The sequence below is a fragment of the Micromonospora sp. CPCC 205554 genome (assembly GCF_036902745.1).
Classification (GTDB): domain Bacteria; phylum Actinomycetota; class Actinomycetes; order Mycobacteriales; family Micromonosporaceae; genus Micromonospora; species Micromonospora tulbaghiae.
Genome location: NZ_JBAKHP010000007.1, coordinates 163,850 through 183,904 on the forward strand (window position 1 = coordinate 163,850; position 20,055 = coordinate 183,904).

General features: G+C 72.7%; 15 protein-coding genes. 11 read left to right on the forward strand and 4 right to left on the reverse strand.

Translation table 11 applies throughout. The features are described from left to right. Positions 1-2: 2 nt before the first annotated feature. Positions 3-545 (forward strand): NfeD family protein, encoded by a 543-nt coding sequence (locus V6U82_RS12600; RefSeq protein ID WP_135244113.1) that lies wholly within the window; start codon positions 3-5, stop codon positions 543-545. A gap of 25 nt (positions 546-570) precedes the next feature. Then, positions 571-2,079, forward strand: coding sequence for a flotillin family protein (locus tag V6U82_RS12605; RefSeq protein ID WP_334461001.1), 1,509 nt, complete (start codon positions 571-573; stop codon positions 2,077-2,079). A gap of 57 nt (positions 2,080-2,136) precedes the next feature. On the opposite strand, the gene V6U82_RS12610 is transcribed toward V6U82_RS12605, so the two are convergent. Then, positions 2,137-4,173 (reverse strand): S8 family serine peptidase, encoded by a 2,037-nt coding sequence (locus tag V6U82_RS12610; RefSeq protein WP_334461002.1) that lies wholly within the window; start codon positions 4,171-4,173, stop codon positions 2,137-2,139. Between the two features lie 177 nt (positions 4,174-4,350). Beyond that, entirely contained in the window at positions 4,351-5,811 is a 1,461-nt protein-coding gene (locus V6U82_RS12615; RefSeq protein WP_128137626.1) for a CCA tRNA nucleotidyltransferase, read from the reverse strand. Between the two features lie 132 nt (positions 5,812-5,943). Between V6U82_RS12615 and murJ the strand changes: the two genes are divergently transcribed. The 7 genes from murJ to V6U82_RS12650 all read left to right on the forward strand — a co-directional run bounded on the left by murJ (position 5,944) and on the right by V6U82_RS12650 (position 14,215). Beyond that, positions 5,944-7,692: a murein biosynthesis integral membrane protein MurJ gene (gene murJ / locus V6U82_RS12620; protein ID WP_128137627.1), complete on the forward strand. Its 1,749-nt coding sequence runs from the start codon at positions 5,944-5,946 to the stop codon at positions 7,690-7,692. 410 nt (positions 7,693-8,102) lie between these two features. After that, the gene (locus V6U82_RS12625; protein ID WP_334461003.1) at positions 8,103-9,713 is read left to right on the forward strand and encodes a protein kinase family protein; all 1,611 of its coding nucleotides are present in this window, start codon (positions 8,103-8,105) and stop codon (positions 9,711-9,713) included. Between the two features lie 43 nt (positions 9,714-9,756). After that, positions 9,757-10,461, forward strand: coding sequence for an RNA polymerase sigma factor SigM (gene sigM, locus V6U82_RS12630; RefSeq protein WP_334461004.1), 705 nt, complete (start codon positions 9,757-9,759; stop codon positions 10,459-10,461). Continuing rightward, complete coding sequence (locus V6U82_RS12635) at positions 10,458-11,399, forward strand: hypothetical protein (protein ID WP_334461005.1); 942 nt, start codon at positions 10,458-10,460, stop codon at positions 11,397-11,399. The genes sigM and V6U82_RS12635 overlap by 4 nt, the downstream gene beginning before the upstream one ends. 177 nt (positions 11,400-11,576) lie before the next feature. Beyond that, on the forward strand, positions 11,577-12,530 hold the full coding sequence (gene trxB / locus V6U82_RS12640) for a thioredoxin-disulfide reductase (protein WP_128136870.1): 954 nt from the start codon (positions 11,577-11,579) through the stop codon (positions 12,528-12,530). Between the two features lie 38 nt (positions 12,531-12,568). Further along, positions 12,569-12,892, forward strand: a complete 324-nt coding sequence (gene trxA, locus V6U82_RS12645; protein WP_013289375.1) for a thioredoxin — start codon at positions 12,569-12,571, stop codon at positions 12,890-12,892. Between the two features lie 162 nt (positions 12,893-13,054). Next, a complete protein-coding gene (locus tag V6U82_RS12650) occupies positions 13,055-14,215 on the forward strand; it encodes an N-acetylmuramoyl-L-alanine amidase (RefSeq protein ID WP_128136869.1) in 1,161 nt (386 codons plus the stop codon). Between the two features lie 8 nt (positions 14,216-14,223). Here V6U82_RS12650 and V6U82_RS12655 read toward each other — a convergent pair whose 3' ends face one another. After that, on the reverse strand, positions 14,224-14,889 hold the full coding sequence (locus tag V6U82_RS12655; protein ID WP_334461006.1) for a GNAT family N-acetyltransferase: 666 nt from the start codon (positions 14,887-14,889) through the stop codon (positions 14,224-14,226). 282 nt (positions 14,890-15,171) lie between these two features. Between V6U82_RS12655 and V6U82_RS12660 the strand changes: the two genes are divergently transcribed. Both V6U82_RS12660 and V6U82_RS12665 read left to right on the forward strand, forming a co-directional pair. After that, complete coding sequence (locus V6U82_RS12660) at positions 15,172-16,485, forward strand: aminotransferase-like domain-containing protein (protein WP_128136867.1); 1,314 nt, start codon at positions 15,172-15,174, stop codon at positions 16,483-16,485. A 7-nt stretch (positions 16,486-16,492) separates the two neighbouring features. Beyond that, positions 16,493-17,485 (forward strand): D-alanine--D-alanine ligase family protein, encoded by a 993-nt coding sequence (locus V6U82_RS12665; protein ID WP_334461007.1) that lies wholly within the window; start codon positions 16,493-16,495, stop codon positions 17,483-17,485. A gap of 2 nt (positions 17,486-17,487) precedes the next feature. Here the strand turns inward: V6U82_RS12665 and V6U82_RS12670 are convergent, their stop codons facing one another. Next, on the reverse strand, positions 17,488-18,375 hold the full coding sequence (locus V6U82_RS12670; protein WP_128136866.1) for a hypothetical protein: 888 nt from the start codon (positions 18,373-18,375) through the stop codon (positions 17,488-17,490). Positions 18,376-20,055 lie beyond the last annotated feature (1,680 nt).

Sequence of the window (20,055 nt, forward strand, 5' to 3'; positions counted from 1 at the left end):
CGATGTTGCACGGCGTCGATACCGTGCAGGTCATGGCCACCGGGACGCTCATCTTCCTGATCATCGGCGGGGTCGGTGTCGGCGTGCTGACGCTCGCCCTGCTCGGCTCGGGAGTGCTCCACCTCGGCCAGCCGGACGTCGACGGGCCGGTGTCGCTGGAGGCGGCCGCCGGGTTCACCGGGGCGTTCGGCTTCGGCGGCGCGATCGTCAACGAACTGCTCGGGGGTCGTACCCCTGGAATGATCGCGGCGGCGGTGGCCGGCGGCGCGCTCGCGGCCGTGCCCACCGGCTGGCTGGCGGCGCGGCTGAGCCGCGCGGCCCGCAACATGCGCACGGACGCCACACCCACCCGCGACCACCTGGCCGGCGCGATCGGGCTGGTGGTGACGCCGATCCCCAGCGGCGGCTACGGCGAGGTACGGGTACGCCTCGCCGGCCAGCCGGTGAAGCTCAACGCCCGCGCCGACGGACCGATCCCGGTCGGCACCCGGATCTTCGTGGTCGAAGCCCTGAGCGAGACCAGCGTGCACGTCGAGACCTACTGACACCACCACACAGACGGGAACGCCCATGCCCCTGCTCGTCGCCATCGGCGGCGCGGTCCTCCTCGCCGTCGTCCTCGTCCTCTTCGTGTTGTCCCGGATCAAGGTGGCCGGGCCGAACCAGGCGTTCATCGTCACCGGCCGCAAGGGCCGCACCACCCAGACCGCCGACGGCGGCCGGGCCACCGACATGTCCGGGCAGAAGGTCGTGCTCGGTGCATCGGTGTTCGTCCTGCCGGTGGTGCAGAAGCTCCAGTCGCTCGACCTGTCCAGCCGCCGGATCGACGTCAGCATCCGCGGCGCGGTGAGCAAGCAGGGCATCCGCACCGAGCTGCACGGCGTGGCGATCGTCAAGGTCGGCGGCACCGAGGACGCGATCCGCGCCGCCGCCCAGCGCTTCCTGAACCAGCAGGAGGAGATCGACAACTTCACCCGCGAGGTGCTCGCCGGCGCGCTGCGCTCGATCGTCGGGCGGCTCACCGTCGAGGAGATCATCCGGGATCGCGCGGCGTTCGCCAGCGCGGTCGCCGAGGAAGCCGAGCACTCGATGACCAACCAGGGCCTGGTGCTGGACACGTTCCAGCTCCAGGACATCCTGGCCGAGGGCTCCTACCTCCAGGACCTGGGCCGGCCGGAGGCCGCCCGGGTGCTCAAGGACGCGGCCATCGCCGAGGCGCGGGCCCGGCAGCAGGCCGAGCAGGAGCGGCTGCTCGCCGAGGAGGCGATCGCCGAGGCGAACCGGAACCTGGCGCTCAAGCAGGCCGGCATCCAGGCCGAGATCGACGCGGCGAAGGCGAAGTCGGCAGCGGCCGGGCCGCTCGCGCAGGCCGAGCGGGACCAGGCGATCCTCTCCGAGCAGCAGAAGGTGGCCGAGCGCAACGCCGAGCTGAAGCAGCGCCAGCTCGACACCGAGGTGCGCAAGCCGGCCGACGCGGCCCGGTACAAGGTCGAGCAGGAGGCCGAGGCGGCCCGCAACGCGGCGGTGCTCAACGCCGACGCGCAGCGGCAGGCCACCATCGCCGCCGCGCAGGCGTCAGCCGAGCAGGCCCGCCTCACCGGTGAGGGCGAGCGGGCCCGCCGGGCCGCGCTGGCCGAGGCGAACGCGATCGAGGGCGCGAAGGAGGGCGAGGCCGAGCAGCGTCGTCGTTCCGCGATCGCCGAGGCGGTCGAGCGGGAGGGTCAGGCCGAGGCCGCGGCCATCCTCGCCAAGGGTCAGGCCGAGGCCGACGCGATGGCCCGCAAGGCCGAGGCGTTCGCCGCGTACGGCGAGGCGGCCGTCCTGGACCTGCTGGTCAAGGTGCTGCCGGAGGTGGTCGGCGCGGCCAGCGCCCCGATCGGCGCGATCGACAAGATGACCGTGATCTCCACCGACGGCGCGTCGTCGCTGACCAAGTCGGTGGCCGGAAACGTCGCCCAGGGTCTCCAGCTCGGCAGCGACCTGACCGGCATCGACCTGGCCGGGCTGCTGGCGCGGCTGGGCAGCAGCGCGCAGCACAACGGCAAGACCACGGTGGACGGCAGCACCGTCACCCCGTGACGACGACGCCCGCCGGTTCCCCTCGGGGAGCCGGCGGGCGTCGTGCGGTGCCACGGATCAGAGCACGGCGACGACGAACTTCTCGCCGGCGCCCAGACCCAGGGTCGGGCTGTTCCAGTCGATGGTCCGGCTCGCGATGAGCTGGCTGGTGCCGGCGCTGCCGGCGGTGACCGCCTTCTCGTTGATGTTCGCGTACAGGTAGACCGAGCCGTCGGCGTTGTAGTCGAGGAACGACATCCCCTCCCACGCGCCGATCGAGGCGCCCCGGGCGATCAACGGCTTCGCCCCGGCGCTCTCCGCGGTGACGAACTTGCCGTTGATCTGGGCCTTCAGGCCGAAGGTGCCGTAGCCGTCGCCGACGTTCACCAGCTCGTACTTCTCCCAGGCGCCGACGGTCGCCGAGCGGGCGATCAGCGGCTTCGCGCCGGCGCTCTCCGCCGTCACGAACTTGCCCCCGGCCACCGACTTGATGCTCACGAGGGGCGCCGGCGCGTCGAAGTCGAACTTCTCGGCGGTGCCGATCGCGGTCTTGCTCGCGATCAGCGGGGAGGTGGTGCTCGGCGCCGTGACGTACCTGCCGTTGATCGCCGCCTTCAGGCTGATCGTGCCGTCGGTGTTGTCGACGATCTGGAACTTCTCCCACGCGCCGATGGTGGCCGCGCGGGCGATCAGCGGCTTCGCCCCGGCGCTCTCCGCCGTGACGAACTTGTTCGTGACCCGCGCCCGCAGGCCGAACAGGCCCCCGCCGGCGTCGACCACGTCGTACTTCTCCCAGGCGCCGATGGCGGTGCCCCGGGCGATCAGCGGCTTCGTCCCGGCGCTCTCCGCCGTGACGTAGCGGCCGTTGACCCGGGCCTTGAGCCCGTACGAGCCACGTGCCGTCACGGCCGAACCGATGTGCAGCAGCCGGTCGGTGGAGCCCATGACGTCGTGCACCGCGCCGCCGATGCCGGTGGTCACGACCGAGTCGCGCACCTGCTGCGGCGACCAGCCCGGGTGCTCCTCCAGCAGCAGCGCGGCGGCACCGGCCACGTGCGGGGACGCCATCGAGGTGCCGTTCATCGACTCCGTGCCGGCGCTGGTGCCGGCCTTGGCCGAGACGACGCCGGTGCCGGGGGCGAACACGTCCAGGCAACGGCCGTAGTTGGAGAACCAGGCGCGCATGTCGACCCGGTCGGTGGCGCCCACGGTGATGGCGGCGGGCACGCTCGCCGGCGAGGAGCCGCAGGCGTCCTGCATGCTGTTGCCGGCCGCGACGGCGTAGGTGATGCCGGACGCGATCGAGCGGGTGACCGCGTCGTTCACGGCCTGGTCGACGCGGTCGACGCCGAGGCTCATGTTGGCGACGGACGGCCCGGTGGCGTTGGCGGTGACCCACTCGATGCCGGCGATCACCTGCTCGGTGTCGCCGCTGCCGGAGCAGTCGAGGACCCGGACGGCGACCAGGTCGACGCCCTTCGCGACGCCGTACGTCGTACCGCCGATCGTGCCGGCCACGTGCGTGCCGTGCCCGTCGCAGTCCTGCGCGACGTCGTCCTGCTCGACCGCGTCGTAGCCGTTGCGGGCGCGCCCGCCGAAGTCCTGGTGGTCGATGTCGATGCCGGTGTCGATCACGTACGCGGTCACCCCGGCGCCGGTCGACGGGTAGGTGTACCTGCCATCGGTCCGGGTCTTGAGCTGGTCGATCCGGTCCAGGCCCCACGGCGGGGTGGTCTGGGTGCCGGCGGTGCTCCAGCGCTGGACCTGCTGGACGTACTCGACGTCCGGGTCGGCCGCGAGCCGTGCGGCCTGCCGGGCGTCCATGGTGGCCGAGTAGCCGTTCAGCGCCTTGCCGAAGACCCGGCGGACGGTGCCGCCGTGCTCGCCGGCCAGCGCGGACGCGGCGGACTTCACCTTGGCCGGGGTGGTCTTGCCGTTCTTGAGGACCACGATGTAGCGGCCGGGCACCGCCTCGGCCGTGCCGGCGCCACGGACCGACGGTCGCTTCGGGTCGGCCAGGGCCGGCCCGGCGACTGTGGCGCAGAGGATGGAGGTGGCGCTGGTGAGGGCCAGCCCCACGAGCGCGGAGCGGCGCAGGCCGCTGTGACGTGTCACGAATTGACTCCCCGTGTCCAGCGACCGTCCGGGTCGGACGGGCGGATGAAGATCAGCGCAGCCGCATCCGTCGATCCAGCGGCTGGCGATGACCCATCATGCGGGAGACATCGACCGGAACGGGTCAACCGTTCGGTCGACACGCCGGCGTATCGTCGTCAGATTCCGCCACCGGCGTCAGCCGGTGATGCCCTCGTCGCGTGCCCAGCGCAGCAGCTCCGCCTCGGCCTCGTCGCGGTCCAGCGGCCCGCGCTCCAGGCGCAGCTCCTTGAGGTGCTGCCAGGCCCGGCCGACCACCGGCCCCGGCGGTACGCCGAGCAGCTCCATGATCGCGTTGCCGTCCAGGTCGGGCCGGACCCGGGCCAGGTCCTCCTCGGCGGCGATCCGGGCGATCCGCTCCTCCAGCGCGTCGTAGTCGGCCGCGAGCTGGGCCGCCTTGCGCCGGTTGCGGGTGGTGCAGTCGGACCGGGTCAGCTTGTGCAGCCGGGACAGCAGGTCACCGGCGTCGGTGACGTACCGGCGCACCGCCGAGTCGGTCCACTCGCCCCGGCCGTACCCGTAGAAGCGCAGGTGCAGCCCGACCAGCTTGACCACCTGGGAGGTGATCTCCTTGGAGTAGCGCAGCGCCTTCATCCGGTTCTTGGTCAGCCGGGCACCCACCACCTCGTGGTGGTGGAAGCTGACCCGGCCGTCCGCGCCGACCGCCTTGGTGGCGGGCTTGCCGACGTCGTGCATCAGCGCGGCCATCCGCAGCACGAAGTCGCAGCCGTCGGACTCCAGCGACATGGCGTTGCTGACCACTGTGAGCGTGTGCTCGTAGACGTCCTTGTGCTGGGCGTGCTCGTCGATGGTGAGCTTCAGCCCGGTCAGCTCGGGCAGGAAGCGCTCGGCCAGCCCGGTGTCGACGAGCAGGCGCAGCCCGGTGATCGGGTCGGCGCCGCAGAGCAGCTTGGTGAACTCGTCCCGGATCCGCTCGGCGGTGATCCGGTCCAGGTCGCCGGCCATCTCGGTCATCGCGGCGCGGACGTCCGGGTGGACGGCGAAGCGGAGCTGGGCGGCGAACCGGGCCGCACGCAGCATCCGCAGCGGGTCGTCGCGGAACGACTCCTGCGGCGTCCCGGGGGTGCGGATGATCTTGGCGGCCAGGTCCGCAAGCCCGCCGTACGGATCGGTGAACCGGTGGTCGGGGAGACTGACCGCCATCGCGTTGACGGTGAAGTCGCGGCGCTTGAGGTCTTCGGTCAGGCTGGTGCCGTACTGCACCACCGGGTTGCGGCTGACCTGGTCGTAGACCTCCGCGCGGAACGTGGTGATCTCCAGGTTGAGGCCGTCGCGCTGGCAGGCGATGGTGCCGAACTCGCGCCCGGTCTCCCAGATCGACTCCGCCCAGCCGCGGATGACCTTGATGGTCTCGTCCGGGTGGGCGTCGGTGCAGAAGTCGAGGTCGTTGCCGAGTCGGCCGAGCAGCGCGTCGCGGACGGATCCGCCCACCAGGTGCAGTTCGTGACCGGCCCGGGCGAAGCGCCGGCCCAGCTCGTCGGCGACCGGTGAGACTCGGAGCAGTTCGGCGACGGCGTTGCGCTGCGCGGCGGTCAGTTCGCGGCGGTCGGCGGCGTGGGAGGCGGAGGCTTCGGACATGGGATCGCCAGCCTATCGGGCCGGGGGTGGATCGACCGCGCCGGGCGCGGGTAACGGGCCCGGGTTGACTAAGGTTCCGGTTGGGCGGGGCCGGCCGGGCCCGGTCGCCACGTACCCCTTGGAGGCTGGCAGATGAGCGGCGGGCTCTACCGCAGCGCGAACGCGCACGGCGGCGGCCTGCCGCCGGACGACGGCGCCACCTTCATCTCCGCCGAGCCGCTGAACCAGCCCGGCGTCGAGGCCGTCGCGCCGCCGCAGGAGGTGGTCGCCGAGACCAGCGCCGCGGCGAACAGCGCGGTGATGGCCGTCGGCAGCCTGGTGAGCCGGGGTACGGGCTTCGTCCGCAACCTGATGATCGGCGCCGCGCTCGGCACCATGGTCGGCGACGCGTTCACCACCGCCCAGTTCCTGCCCAACCAGGTGTACGAGTTCCTGCTCGGCGGCGTGCTGACGAGCGTCCTGGTGCCGGTGCTGGTCCGCCGCCGCAAGATCGACGCGGACCGGGGCGAGGCGTACGCGCAGCGCCTGCTGACCCTCGCGGTGCTGGCGCTCGCAGCGACCGCGCTGATCGCGGTGCTGCTGGCCCCGGTGCTGACCGCCGTGTACGCGGCCGGTGGCGACGACCCGGCGTACACCAGGCTCGTCACCCGGCTGTCGTACCTGATGCTGCCGATGCTGTTCTTCACCGGCATCAGCGCGTTGATCGCCGCGGTGCTGAACACCCGGGGGCACTTCGCCGCCCCGATGTGGGCGCCGATCCTCAACAACCTCGTCTCGATCGGCACGTTCGGCCTGTACATCGTCGTCTTCGGCGCGACCGGACTCCGGCCCGGCGAGGTGGGCTGGGACCGGATCCTGCTGGTCGGCGGCGGCACGCTGCTGGGCGTGGCGGTGCAGGCGGTCGGCCTGCTGCCCGCGCTGCGCAAGGTCGGCTTCCGGTGGAAGGCGCGGTTCGACTTCCGCGAGCTGGGGCTGCGCGAGCTGGCCCGGCTCGGCGCCTGGATGTTCTGCTACGTCGCGGTCAACCAGCTCGGCCTCTTCGTGGTGGTCAACCTGCTCAACCGGGCCACCGGCGGGGACGGCGAGAACGCCGGCCTGCTGATCTACAACAACGTCTTCCTGCTGCTGATGATGGCGCACGGCATCATCGCCGTCTCGATCATCACCGCGCTGATGCCCCGGATGAGCGCGGCGGCCGCCGAGAACCGGTTCCACGACGTCACCGCCGACCTGTCCCGGGGCACCCGGATGGTCACCGCGGTGCTCGCGCCCATCGCGGTCTGCTACGCGGTGCTGGCCGCCCCGATCTCGGTGGTGGTGTTCCGGTACGGCGCGTTCACCGGCGACAACGCGGTGGCCACCTCGACCGTGCTGCTGGTGGCGGCGCTCGGCCTGGTGCCGTTCGCGGTGAGCCAGCTCTTCACCTTCGCGTTCTACGCGCTGCCGGACACCCGTACCCCGGCTCTGATCAACATTCCGGTGGTGGCGCTGCGCGTCCTGCTCCAGGTGGGCCTGTTCCTGCTGTTCTCGAACACGTTCGCGGCGGCCGGGATGATGCTCGGCAACGCGGTGTCGTACCTGGCGGCGGCGATCATCTCGGCGATGCTGCTGCGGCCCCGGGTGGGCCGGATCGGGCTGGGCGGGATCATGCGGACGCTCGGCCGGGTGGTCGTGGCGGCGCTCGGCGCGGCGCTCGTCGGTGTGCTCGTGGTGGCGGTGCTCCCCGGCGACCCGGCGAGCCTGAGCTGGCTCGCCGCCGCGGTCCAGTTGGTGATCGGCGGCGCGGCGATCGGGGCGACCTACCTCGGGCTCGCCATGGTGCTGCGGATCGGCGAGATCACCGAGGTGGTCGGGATGGTCCGGCGGCGACTCGGGCGTTGACCCCCTCGGTGACCGACGGTGAACGAGGATCACCAGGCTGGGGATACGGCTGTGGATAACTTGGAATTCCGCCGTCCACTGGGCCTCTCGGCCTGTGGACAACCAACCGTACGGACGAGGGAGCGCAGGCCGGGGCGGGGTAAACCTCCCCGCCGCCGCACCGGTACGCCCCTGTGCCGCCTCGTTGCCGCCAACCTTTAGATTGACGGTGCGTGTCCGGCTTGCCCGCCGGGTGGGCGGGCGACCCGGCCGGGGCCCGTGGCGACTGGCCTTCCGGCCGGTCACAGCGGGAAGATGACATGTCGGAGAACCGGGCATCCCGGGTAAGGTCGCTCTCGACGGGTACGACCGGGATCGACGCGGGTGTCGAGACCGCCGGCCGTTCCACCGAAGGCAGAGCGGGAAGCCACATGCCCAGCAGCACGGGTCCATCGATCGACGCGATCACCGAGGGAGGACGGGTGACCCAGGTCGGCGAGGGTCAGGAAGCGGAGGAGACCTCTCCTGCGGTCGTGACCTTCGGTGCTCCCACGGTCGGTGAGCTGCTCGCGGAGCGGTACGAACTGGTCGAGCACATCAACAACGACAGCGCGGGCCGGCTGGTCTGGCGCGGTGTCGACGTGGTGCTCCGCCGTCCCGTCGCCGTGGTCCTCCGCTACCCGGGTGGCGACTCCGCCACCGAGATGCTTCAGGCCGCGGTCGCCGCCAGCCGCGTCATCCACCCCAACCTGGTCGGTGTCTACGACGCGATCGACGAGGACGACCGGGCCTACGTGGTCCGCGAGTGGGTCGACGGGCAGTCGCTGCGCGAGATGGTCGCCGCCGACGGGCCGCTGGACCCGGCCCGGGCCACCGCCATCGGCAACGCCGTCGCCAGCGCCCTCGCCGCCGTGCACGCCACCGGCATGGTGCACGGCAACCTCCACCCCGGCACCGTCATGATCAGCGACGACGGCCGGGTGGTGCTCGCCGACGCGCGTACCGACGGGGCGGACAGCCAGGAGAACGACCTGCGCGCGGTCGGCGGGGTGCTCTACTTCGCCTTGACCGGGCACTGGCCGCACGGCGAGGCCCCGCTGCACGGCGCCACCGCCGGGCACGGCCGCGCCGCCCTGCCGGACGCCGTCCGGGACGCCGGTGGCGCCATCGCCGCGCCCCGGCAGATGCGCGCCGGTGTGCCGGCCTACCTCGACGACCTCACCATGGACCTGCTCGACCCGGAGATCGCGCCGCCGTCGTCGGACGTGCTGGCCGCCGAGCTGAGCCGGCTCGACATCCCGGCCGACGAGCAGTTCCTGGAGCAGGCCGGCCCGCTGCGTTTCACCGCCGACCCCGGCGAGGAGCCCTCCCCGCTGGCCGCGGCCGGTGGCCGCAAGGTCGCCATCGGCATCGCCGGCCTGCTGGCTGTGGCCCTGGTCGGGCTGCTCATCGGCATCAACGCGCTCGGTGGTGGCGACGACGGCGACAAGGAGCCGGTCGCCCAGCCGTCGAACAGCGCGCCGGCCACCGGGGGCGGGGACGAACCCGCCGCGCAGGTCCGCAAGATCACCATCCAGGACGTACGGATCATCGATCCTGAGGGCGACCGCGCCGAGGTGCGCAACGCCGAGAAGGTCATCGACGGCGACGACGACGACGGCTGGGAGACCAACAGCTACCGCACCAACGCCAAGTTCGGCGGCCTCAAGAAGGGCATGGGCGTCTGGATCGACCTGGGCGCCCCGCACACGGTCAAGCAGCTGGAGGCCACGCTCTCGGCCACCGGCGCCACCGTCGAGCTTCGCACCGGCACCCGCGGCGACTTCCCGTCCACCTCCTCGGGCGACAAGCAGCTCGTGAACGCCTACTCGACGGTGGTCGGACCGCCGAACGAGGACGGCGGCACCAAGATGATCTTCAACGCGTTCGAGCCCGACCAGAAGTACCAGTACCTGCTGTTCTGGATCACCAAGCTGCCGGCGAAGGACAGCGGCAACAGCTGGAAGCTCGGCGTCCAGGAGATCACGGTCCAGGGCTCGTGACCCGGCTGCCGTCCCCGCCGCGCCACCTCCCTCGGATGTGGTGATGGCGGAACGCGACGGCGGGCAGCCCGGCCGCTCCGACCTGGAACTGCTCCGGGCGCACGCGGCAGGTGACCGGGACGCCTTCACCGAGCTGTTCCAACGGCACCGGGACCGCCTCTGGGCGGTCGCGCTGCGCACGATCGGCGACCGCGAGGAGGCCGCCGACGCCCTCCAGGACGCCATGCTGTCGGCGCACCGCGCGGCGGCCCGGTTCCGGGGCGACTCGGCGGTCACCACCTGGCTGCACCGGATCGTGGTGAACGCCTGCCTGGACCGGATCCGGCGACGGCAGACCCACGCCACCGTCCCGCTGCCCGACGGCGTGCACACCGACGGCGAACCGGGCCGGCACACCGGCGGTCCGGAACCGGCCGCGCCGGCCCGCGACCACGACACCGCGCTCGTGGTCCGGCAGGCGCTCGCGGCACTGCCCGCCGAACAGCGGGCCGCGCTGGTGCTGGTCGACGTGCAGGGTTACCCGGTGGCCGAGGTCGCCGCCATGCTCGGCGTCGCCGAGGGCACCGTGAAGAGCCGGTGCGCCCGTGGCCGGGCCCGCCTCGCCGTGCTGCTCGGCCACCTGCGTACCGGCGCCGACGACCCGGCCGACGACGTGCCGCGGCTCACTCCCGGGAACCGCAGGCGCCCCGAGGGCGTCGGATCCTCGTCGGGAGCGTCCCGTCAGGCCGTCAGCCAGGAGGAGCCGTGACTTCCCGGGAGTTCAGCGAGGTCGACCACGACCTGCTCGCCGACTACCTCGGCGGGGCGCTGGACGACACCCCCGAGCAGGCGACAGTGGCCCGGCTGGTCGAGCAGGACCCGGCGTGGCGGGCCGCGTACGCCGATCTCGCCGACGCGGTCGACCTGGTCGGCGCCGACCTGGCCGGCTGGGCCGCGGCCCCCGCGCCGGAGATGCCGCAGGCGGTGGCCGACCGGATCACGGCGGCGCTCGCCGGGGCCGGCCCCGCGCTGCGCGACGGTACGCCGGTCGTCCCGGCGCAGTCCGGCGGCGCCGGCCGTCCACCCGGCACGGCACCCCGCCCAGACCGGCACAGCGGACCCGGTCGCCGTCCCCGGCGCTGGGCCCGCATCGCCGGGCCGGTGGCGCTGGCCGCGGCCTCGGTCGCCGCGGTGGGGCTCGGTGTGGGCCGGATGGCCGACTCGGGCGACGGCGGTACGGCCGACCAGGCGGCCCGGGAGGCGGCGCCGATGGCCGGCGCGCCGTACCGGACCACCGGACCGGCAATGCGCAGCGGCACCGACTGGACGCCGGAACGCCTCGCCGTCGGCCGGGTGCCCGCCGGAGCGAAGTCGATGCCGGGGGACATGGCCGGGCCGTCCGGCGCGGCGAAGGACGGTGCGGAGACGCCCCTGTACAGCGAGGGCCGACGCCTCAGCGCCCCCGGCGGGCTGGACCGGCTGACCCGGCCGGAGACGCTCGCCGCGTGCCTCACCGCGATCGGGGCCGAGCACGGCTCCGGGCCGCTCACCGTGAACATGGTCGACTACGCCCGCTTCCAGGGCGTACCGGCGCTCGTGGTGACGTTCGCGGACGCGGACGGCGCCCGCTGGGGCTGGGTGAGCGGGCCGGAGTGCGGGGTACCCGGGTCCGGCGCGGACACGCGGTTCCGGACGCGGGTAGGGTGAAAACGCGGTCACGACGCTTGTCCCGCCACGTGACCTGACCCACCGGATGACCGGCTCGGGAATCCCCGCTTCGTACGATGGCGTTCTGCAAGTCAGGCGCCGGCGCCCCTAGAGCCGTCGGCACTCGGGATCGACATCGGTGCGGCCGGTGACGAACACACACATCGGGAGACGGCAGTGGACGAGGTCCGCAACCTGATCATCATCGGCTCCGGTCCGGCCGGCTACACGGCGGCGGTCTACGCCGCCCGCGCCAACCTGAAGCCCCTGGTGATCGAGGGCGTGCAGTCGGGTGGCGCGCTGATGACCACCACCGAGGTGGAGAACTTCCCCGGCTTCGCGGACGGCATCCTCGGCCCCGAGCTGATGGACAACATGCGCAAGCAGGCCGAGCGCTTCGGCGCCGAGTTCCTCACCGACGACGTGACGCGGGTCGAGCTGAAGGACACCGGCGAGATCGGCTCGGACGCGGTGAGCACCGTGTGGGTGGGCGAGACCGCCTACCGCGCCCGCGCCGTCATCCTCTCCACCGGCTCGGCCTGGCGCCCGCTGGGCGTGCCGGGCGAGCAGGAATACCTCGGCCACGGCGTGTCGTCCTGTGCCACCTGTGACGGCTTCTTCTTCCGCAACCAGCACATCGTGGTGGTCGGCGGCGGCGACTCGGCGATGGAGGAGGCCAGCTTCCTCACCCGCTTCGCCGAGTCGGTGACCATCCTCCACCGCCGCGACTCGTTCCGCGCCAGCAAGATCATGGCCGACCGCGCGCTGAGCAACGAGAAGATCAAGGTCGAGTGGAACACAGTGGTCGAGGAGATCCTCGGCGACGACGGCAAGGTCAACGGCGTACGGGTGCGCAACGTGCACACCGGCGAGAGCAAGGTGCTCGACGTCACGGGCGTGTTCGTGGCGATCGGGCACGACCCGCGCAGCGAGCTGTTCCGCGGTCAGGTGGAGCTGGACGACGAGGGATACGTGAAGGTGCAGGCCCCCAGCACCCGTACCAGCGTGCCCGGTGTGTTCGCGGCGGGTGACGTCGTCGACCACACCTACCGGCAGGCCATCACGGCGGCCGGCACCGGCTGCGCCGCCGCGCTGGACGCCGAGCGGTTCATCGCCACCATCCAGGGCTGAGAGTTCCACGAGCAAGGTTCGGAGGAGGAGAGTTCATAGTGGGAGCAACCAAGGCGGTCACGGACGCCAGCTTCGTCAGCGACGTGCTGCAGTCCGACAAGCCGGTGCTGGTCGACTTCTGGGCGGAGTGGTGCGGCCCCTGCCGCAAGGTCTCGCCGCTGCTGGAGGAGATCGCCGGCGAGATGAAGGACCAGGTCACCATCGTCAAGCTCAACATCGACGAGAACCCGGAGACGGCCCGCGCCTACCGGGTGATGTCGGTGCCGACGCTGACCATCTTCAAGAACGGCCAGCCGGTGCAGTCGATCGCCGGCGCCAAGCCGAAGGGCGAGCTGGTCAAGCTCATCGAGTCGGCTCTCTGAGCCGTACCGACACCGCCGCAACCCCCGTCACCACGCCCGGTGGCGGGGGTTCCGGCTTTCCTGACCTGCATGAACGCGAACCCGTCGGGTATCGGCCACGGTACGCTCCGTAAGCATCCGTCGGAGTTCCGGTCCGCCACCGTCCGTGCAGAGGGGGTCGTCGTGCGTCCGATCCGACCCGGTGACCAGGGACCGGCGGTGGCCGAGATCCGTACCGTCCTCGCCGGCCTGGAACTTCTTCCCGCCGAGGCCGGAGGCGACGACTACGACGCCCAGACCGAACGTGCGGTAAGGGCCTTCCAGCAGTCCCGCGGCCTCAGCGTCGACGGGCGGGTCGGCGCCGAGACCTGGCGGGCGCTCGACGCGGCCCGCTGGCGGTTCGGCGCCCGCGCCCTCTACCACGCCGTACCGGAGCCGCTGACCGGCGAGGACGTCCGCTCGCTCCAGGAACGCCTGCTGGAGATGGGGTACGACGTGGGACGCGCCGACGCCATCTACGGCATCCGCACCTCCCGCGCGGTGGCGCAGTTCCAGCGGGAGATGGGCCTCAAGCCGGACGGCTCGTGCGGGCCGCACACCGTCAACGCCCTGCGCCGCCTCGGCCGGAAGGTGGTCGGCGGGCGCCCGCAGTGGCTGCGCGAGTCCGACGCCATCCGGCAGGCCGGGCCGACGCTCGTCGGGCGGACCGTGGTGATCGACCCGGGGCACGGCGGCACCGACCCGGGTGTGGTGGTGCCCGACGGCACGCTGCGCTGGAACGAGGCGGACCTCGTGCACGACCTCGCCAGCCGGCTGGAGGGGCGGCTCGCCGCAGCCGGCGTACGGGTGCAGCTCACCCGGGGCCCGTCACCCGGCGACTGCCTGCCGGACGCCGACCGGGCCCAGCTCGCCAACTCCCTCGGCGCCGACGTGTTCATCTCGCTGCACACCGACGGGCACGCCAACCCGGAGGCCGAGGGCGTGGCCACCTACCACTACGGCACCGACAACGGCGTCACCTCGGCGACCGGGGAACGCCTCGCCGGGCTCGTGCAGCGGGAGATCGTGGCCCGCACCGGGCTGCGCGACTGCCGTACCCACGCCAAGGCCTGGGAGCTGCTCCGGCTCACCCGGATGCCCGCGGTACGCGTCGAGGTCGGCTACCTCACCTCACCCGACGACCGGGCGCGGCTCGTCGACCCGCGCTTCCGGGACCGGGTGGTCGAGGCCATCGTGGCCGGGGTGCAGCGGATGTACCTGCCGATCGAGCGGGACGTGCCGACCGGCTCGATCGACGTGAGCGAACTGCGGGCGATCGTCGCCGCCGGCACCGTCGTCGACTGACCCGCGACTCAGCTCGTCGAACGGGTGGCGGGCGCCGGGCGGACCGGCCGCAGCAGCGTCTCCGGGCTCATCGAGCCGAGCAGCTTCTCCAGCGCGTACTCGACGTCCGACTTCCAGCTCAGCGCCGTACGCAACTCCAGCCGCAGGCGGGGGTAGCGCGGGTGCGGCCGGACCGTCTTGAAGCCCACCGAGAGGAAGAAGTCGGCGGGCGCCACGCACGCGCGGCCCGGGGCGTCCGCGTCGTCGCCGAACTTCGCGTCGCCGAACGCCTCGATCGCCTTGATGCCGCGCTTGGTCAGGTCGCGGGCCACGCCCTGCACGAGCATCCGGCCCAGTCCGCCGTCGGCGAAGGCGGGCACCACGTGCGCCGTCATCAGCAGCGCCGCGTCCGCCGAGACCGGCGAGGTGGGAAACGCCATCGAGCGCGGAACGTACGCCGGCGGCGCGTACATGACGAAACCGGCGGGCATGCCGTCGACGTAGACGAGCTTCCCGCAGGAGCCCCACTCCAGCAGCGTCTGGGAGACCCACGCCTCCTTCTCCAGGCCCGGGTCGCCGGCGGCGCAGGCACGCTCGGCGGAGACCGGATCCAGCTCCCAGTAGACGCAACGCCGGCAGGATCGAGGCAGGTCCTCCAGCGTGTCCAGGGTCAGGCTGACCAGACGTCGCGACATGAGCGCACCCCACCAATAGGCTCGGAGCGTCGGTGTGTCCCGCGCCCTCCTGCTCCCGACGAGCGATCGTACGCCCCTGTCCGGCGGTACGGGAGGGAACGCGCGAACCCCCGCCCGGACGGCCGACGGCGGGTCCGGGATGTGGACGTGTCCACACGGCCGGTGCCGCGACCGTCACCGGGGACTACGATCGACCAACCGGCCCCCGCCGCCAATGGATGTCGGCATCGCGGGTACCACACCGGGCGGCAGCCCCGCCGACACCCGATCGAGGTGATGTCCATGACCGGCACGACGCTCGACGACTACACCGACCGGTACGCCCGGCGCGTCCGCGGGATGACCGCCTCGGAGATCCGGGCGCTCTTCGCGGTGGCCAGCCGGCCGGAGGTCGTCTCGCTCGCCGGTGGGGCACCCTACATCGCTGCGCTGCCGCTGGACGCGGTCGGCGAGATGCTCGGCCGGCTCGGCTCCGAGCACGGCGCCACCACCCTCCAGTACGGCATCGGCCAGGGCACCCCCGAGCTGCGCGAGCGGATCTGCGAGGTGATGTCCCTGTCCGGGATCGACGCCTCCTGCGGCGCCTCCCCGGAGGACGTGGTGGTGACAGTCGGCGGCCAGCAGGCCCTCGACCTGGTGGCCCGCCTCTTCCTGGACCCGGGTGACGTGGTGCTCGCCGAGGGCCCGACGTACGTCGGCGCGCTCGGGGTGTTCCAGGCCGCCCAGGCCCAGGTCGCCCACGTGCCGATGGACGACGAGGGGCTCATCCCGGAGGCGCTGGAGGTGGCCATCGCCGACCTGGCGCGCGCCGGCCGGCGGGTGAAGTTCCTCTACACCATCCCCACCTACCAGAACCCCGCCGGCGTGACGCTGAGCGAGGAGCGGCGCGAACGGGTGCTCGACATCTGTGAGCGCGCCGGGCTGCTCGTGGTGGAGGACGACCCGTACGGTCAGCTCGGTTTCGAGGGTGAGGCGCCCAGGCCGCTGCGGGCCCGGCGGCGCGACGGGGTCTTCTACCTGAGCACGTTCTCCAAGACGTTCGCGCCGGGCCTGCGGGTGGGCTGGATCCTGGCCCCGCACGCGGTCCGCGACAAGCTGGTCATCGCCAGCGAGGCGCAGATCCTCTGCCCGAGCGCCTACGCGCAGTCGGCCGTCTCGACGTACCTCGGCACCATGCCCTGGCGGCAGCAGCTCAAGGTCTACCGCGAGGTCTACCGCGAGCGCCGGGACGCGCTGCTCGACGCGATGGCCGACCTGATGCCGGAGGGCACCACCTGGACCACTCCGCGCGGCGGCCTGTTCGTCTGGGCGACGCTGCCCGACGGGCTCGACTCCAAGGCGATGATGCCGCGTGCCGTGGCCGCCCGCGTCGCGTACGTGCCGGGGACCGGCTTCTACGCCGACGGCACCGGCACCGGGAACATGCGGCTCAACTTCTCCTTCCCGACGCCGGAGCGGATCCGCGAGGGCGTGCGCCGGCTGGCCGGGGTGATGGAGCAGGAGATCGCCATGCGCAAGGTCTTCGGCGCGGTCGGCGGCGCCGGACCCCGCCGCCGCCAGGGCGGTTCGGACGCGCCCGGTCCCGACTTGGCATGATGCCCGCATGTCCGACAGCCCCGCCGCACCGCCTCCCGTGACCGGATCCGCAGCCGACGAGTTGCACGTACTCGTGCTCGCGGGCGGCCTCTCCTACGAACGGGACGTCTCACTGCGGTCGGGGCGCCGGGTGCTCGACGCGCTGCGCGCCGTCGGCGTCGACGCGGAACTGCGCGACGCCGACGTGGCATTGCTGCCCGCCCTGACCGCTGACCCGCCGGATGCCGTGGTGATCGCCCTGCACGGCGCCACCGGCGAGGACGGCTCGCTGCGCGGCGTACTCGACCTCTGGGACGTGCCCTACGTCGGCTGCGACGCCCGGTCCTCCCGCCTCGCCTGGGACAAGCCGTCCGCCAAGGCGGTGCTGCGCGAGGCGGGCATCCCGACGCCCGACTGGGTGGCGCTGCCGCACGACCGTTTCTCCGAGTTGGGCGCAGTGGCCGTCCTGGACCGGATCGTCGACCGCCTCGGGCTGCCGCTGATGGTCAAGCCCGCGCAGGGCGGTTCCGGACTGGGCGCCGCCGTGGTCCGGGAGGCGGCGTCGCTGCCGGCCGCGATGGTGGGTTGTTTCGCGTACGACCAGACCGCGCTCGTGGAACGCTACGTCCCCGGGATGGACGTGGCGGTCTCCGTGCTCGACCTCGGCAAGGGGCCGCAGGCCCTGCCCCCGGTCGAGATCGTGCCGCGCAACGGCGTCTACGACTACGCGGCCCGCTACACCGCCGGGCGAACCACCTGGCACGCGCCCGCCCGGCTGGACGCCGCGACGACCGCTCGGGTGACCGAGGTGGCGCTCGCCGCGCACACCGCGCTCGGGCTGCGCGACGTGTCCCGGGTCGACCTGATCGTCGACGGTGGAGGCGATCCGCACGTGCTGGAGGTCAACGTCTCCCCGGGCATGACCGAGACGTCGCTGCTGCCGCTGGCGATCCAGGCGGCCGGGCTGGACTTCGGCCGCGTCCTCGGCACACTCGTGACCCGGGCCGCCGCCCGCCGCTGACCTCAGCTCTGCGGGGTACGCGTCGCGCTCTGCTGATCGTTCGGGGCGTTCTCCGGCTCGACCTCGGCCTCTTCCTCCCTCTCCGGCGCGCTGTTCTGGGCGCTGCTCGGCGAGCTGCCCGATGCGTCGTCCGGCGAGGGGCCGGCCTGCGCTGCCGGGCCGGGCTCCGACGGGTCCGCCGAGGCGTCTGAGAGGTCCGCTGCCGCGTCGGACTCCGGGATCTCGTCCGCAGCCTCGATCACCGACACGGACTCCTCCTCGGGCTCCTCAGCGGCGTTCGCGGGGGAGGTCGGGGAGAGACTCGACGGCGCCTGCCACTGGATGCGCGGCGGCTCGGCCAACGGGCGGCCACCGAACTCGGCGAGCCACGCGGCCACCATCGCCAGGTTCTCCCGCCACTGGTCCTCGGAGATCGGCGGCAGGATCGAGTCCCACAGCGACAGGAACGTGCCCCGCAGTTGCAGCCGCCCGTACGGCCGGGCCAGGAACCACAGGTGCAGGTGCGCCGAGCCGTCGCCCCACCGGTTCACGTGGACGCGGGCCACCCCGTCGAGCGAGCGCACGGCCCGCTCCAGGCGGACGGTCATCACGCCCAGCTCGGCGGCGAGCAGGTTCGGCAGGTCGCCCAGATCCAGGTGGGAGCGGGACTCCAGGATCAGGACCATCGGCAGGCCGGTGGGCCGGTCCATGGCGCGGACGCGCCACCGCTCACCGACCCAGATGTACGCCTCGTCGGGCGCGTTGCAGGCGGTGCACTCCCGGTCCGCCTCGCCACGGCGGGGAGGTTCGAACGGTACGGGCTCGTCGAGCTGCTTGACGCGGAGATCGCCCTCGAAGGGGAAGGACGGCCACTGAGTGAAGTCGGGAACTGAGGGAGGGGTGTCCGGCACGACGCTGACCCTAACCGAGTTGGCGACGCCTGTCCCTACCCGTTCCACTGGCCGCGCACCGGTTGTCCACCGCGTTGTCCACAGGCTGCCGAGATCACCAGCACAGCGCGTCATGCACTGCTCAGCAAGGGTTTCCTCGCTTCGTTTCACGTGAAACGGGGCGAGCCTGTGGACAACCCCTGTGGATAACCCGGAGCGCGTCCGGGTCCGTTCTTCCAACGATCCGGCGACCGATCCGCACCGGCTGCCGGCGGCGTTCTTCTCGCGTGTTTCACGTGAAACGGCGAACCCCGCCTATCTGCTCGGCGCGGGTTGCCCGGCTCGCTTATGCCGAGCGGTTGCGTTCCAAGGGCCGCTTCTCCAGGCTGGCGGTAGACGACGAGTGATCGGGCGGGCCCGCCCGGGCGGACCGAGAGGCGGCGTCGTTCCGGAGGCGGTGACGTTCGTCGGAACCGACCGCGAGGGAGCCGAGAGGCTACCGCTCAGCCTTCACGCCTCGACGCGGTGCTGACCGATTGCATGGGCGGGTGGACATCGCGGCGGGCGGCCCGGCCGCGAGGCCGCGCGGCATCGCTTGCACCCGGCGCAGCCGGAGTGAGGGCTGCCGCAGCGCCAGCGGCGATTCGGGGTGCCGTTTCACGTGAAACGGCGCCATCTCGCCGGGCGCGCATGTGCCCGTTCCTCCGGCTCACCGTGCCCGGGCGGCCCCGGCCCACACCGCGACGTGGGCTGAGTGATGCGGTCCGACCGACCCGACCGCGCCCGGCAGTCCGGGCTCTCCGCTCAGGACCCATCGGGTCGATCCGATAGCGGCGCCAGTGTGATTCGGCCTGTCCCCTGTACTGGCCCGCCGCCACTGCTCGGCCCGTCGCGTCGGTCTGGGCTCCTCACGCCAGGGTCGGGCGCTCCGCGGTTCCCGGCCCATCCGACGGACTGAGGTTCCCGCGTCATCCGGAAGGGACGGAACGGGACAGGGCTCGGCAGGGCCGGAGCGGGGCTCGGTAGTCCGGGCCCCGGACGCAGCCAGCCGGGCCGGGCCCGGCCCGGCGATTCGGGCGAGTACCGAAGCTCGTTGTCAGAGAAACGCAGCTTCCACCCGAGCCCGAGCGAGCCGTCAGGTCTCGGCGTTCAGCACCGTGGCCCGGGCCGGTGTTACGGGCGCGGCCCGGCGACGCGCTATGGGTGCCGGGCGGGAACCGCTGACCGTCGGCGGCCCGGGAACGAGCCCGGCCCGCTGGGCGGAGATCGGGGTTCGACGGGTGGCCCTTCCGATGCACGCGCGGTTCGCGGCGGACGGTGGCGACCGGTCGCAGCCCTGCACCCGAGCGGTGGATCGGGCAGACGAGCCAACCGTCGACGGCGGATTCCGCAACCGTCGAGACCTGACCAGCTCCCGTCGCTATCGGCCGGCCGGTGCCGACTCACGTCGCTGCGAGACGCCTGAAGCAGACTCCCCTCGCTGCGGGACGGCCGAAGCAGACTGCCCTCGCTGCGGGAAGGCCGAAGCAGACTCCCGTCGCTGCGGGCCGCCGGTACCGGCGGCCCGCCCGCCTGAGGTCGAGCGGACCTTCGGCCCCTCGGCCTGTCGACAAGCGGGGTTCGCAACGATCCGCGGCGGGCGCAGCACGCCCCGGCCGTTTCCCGTTTCACGTGAAACCACGGGCGTCGGCCGGCAGGCGA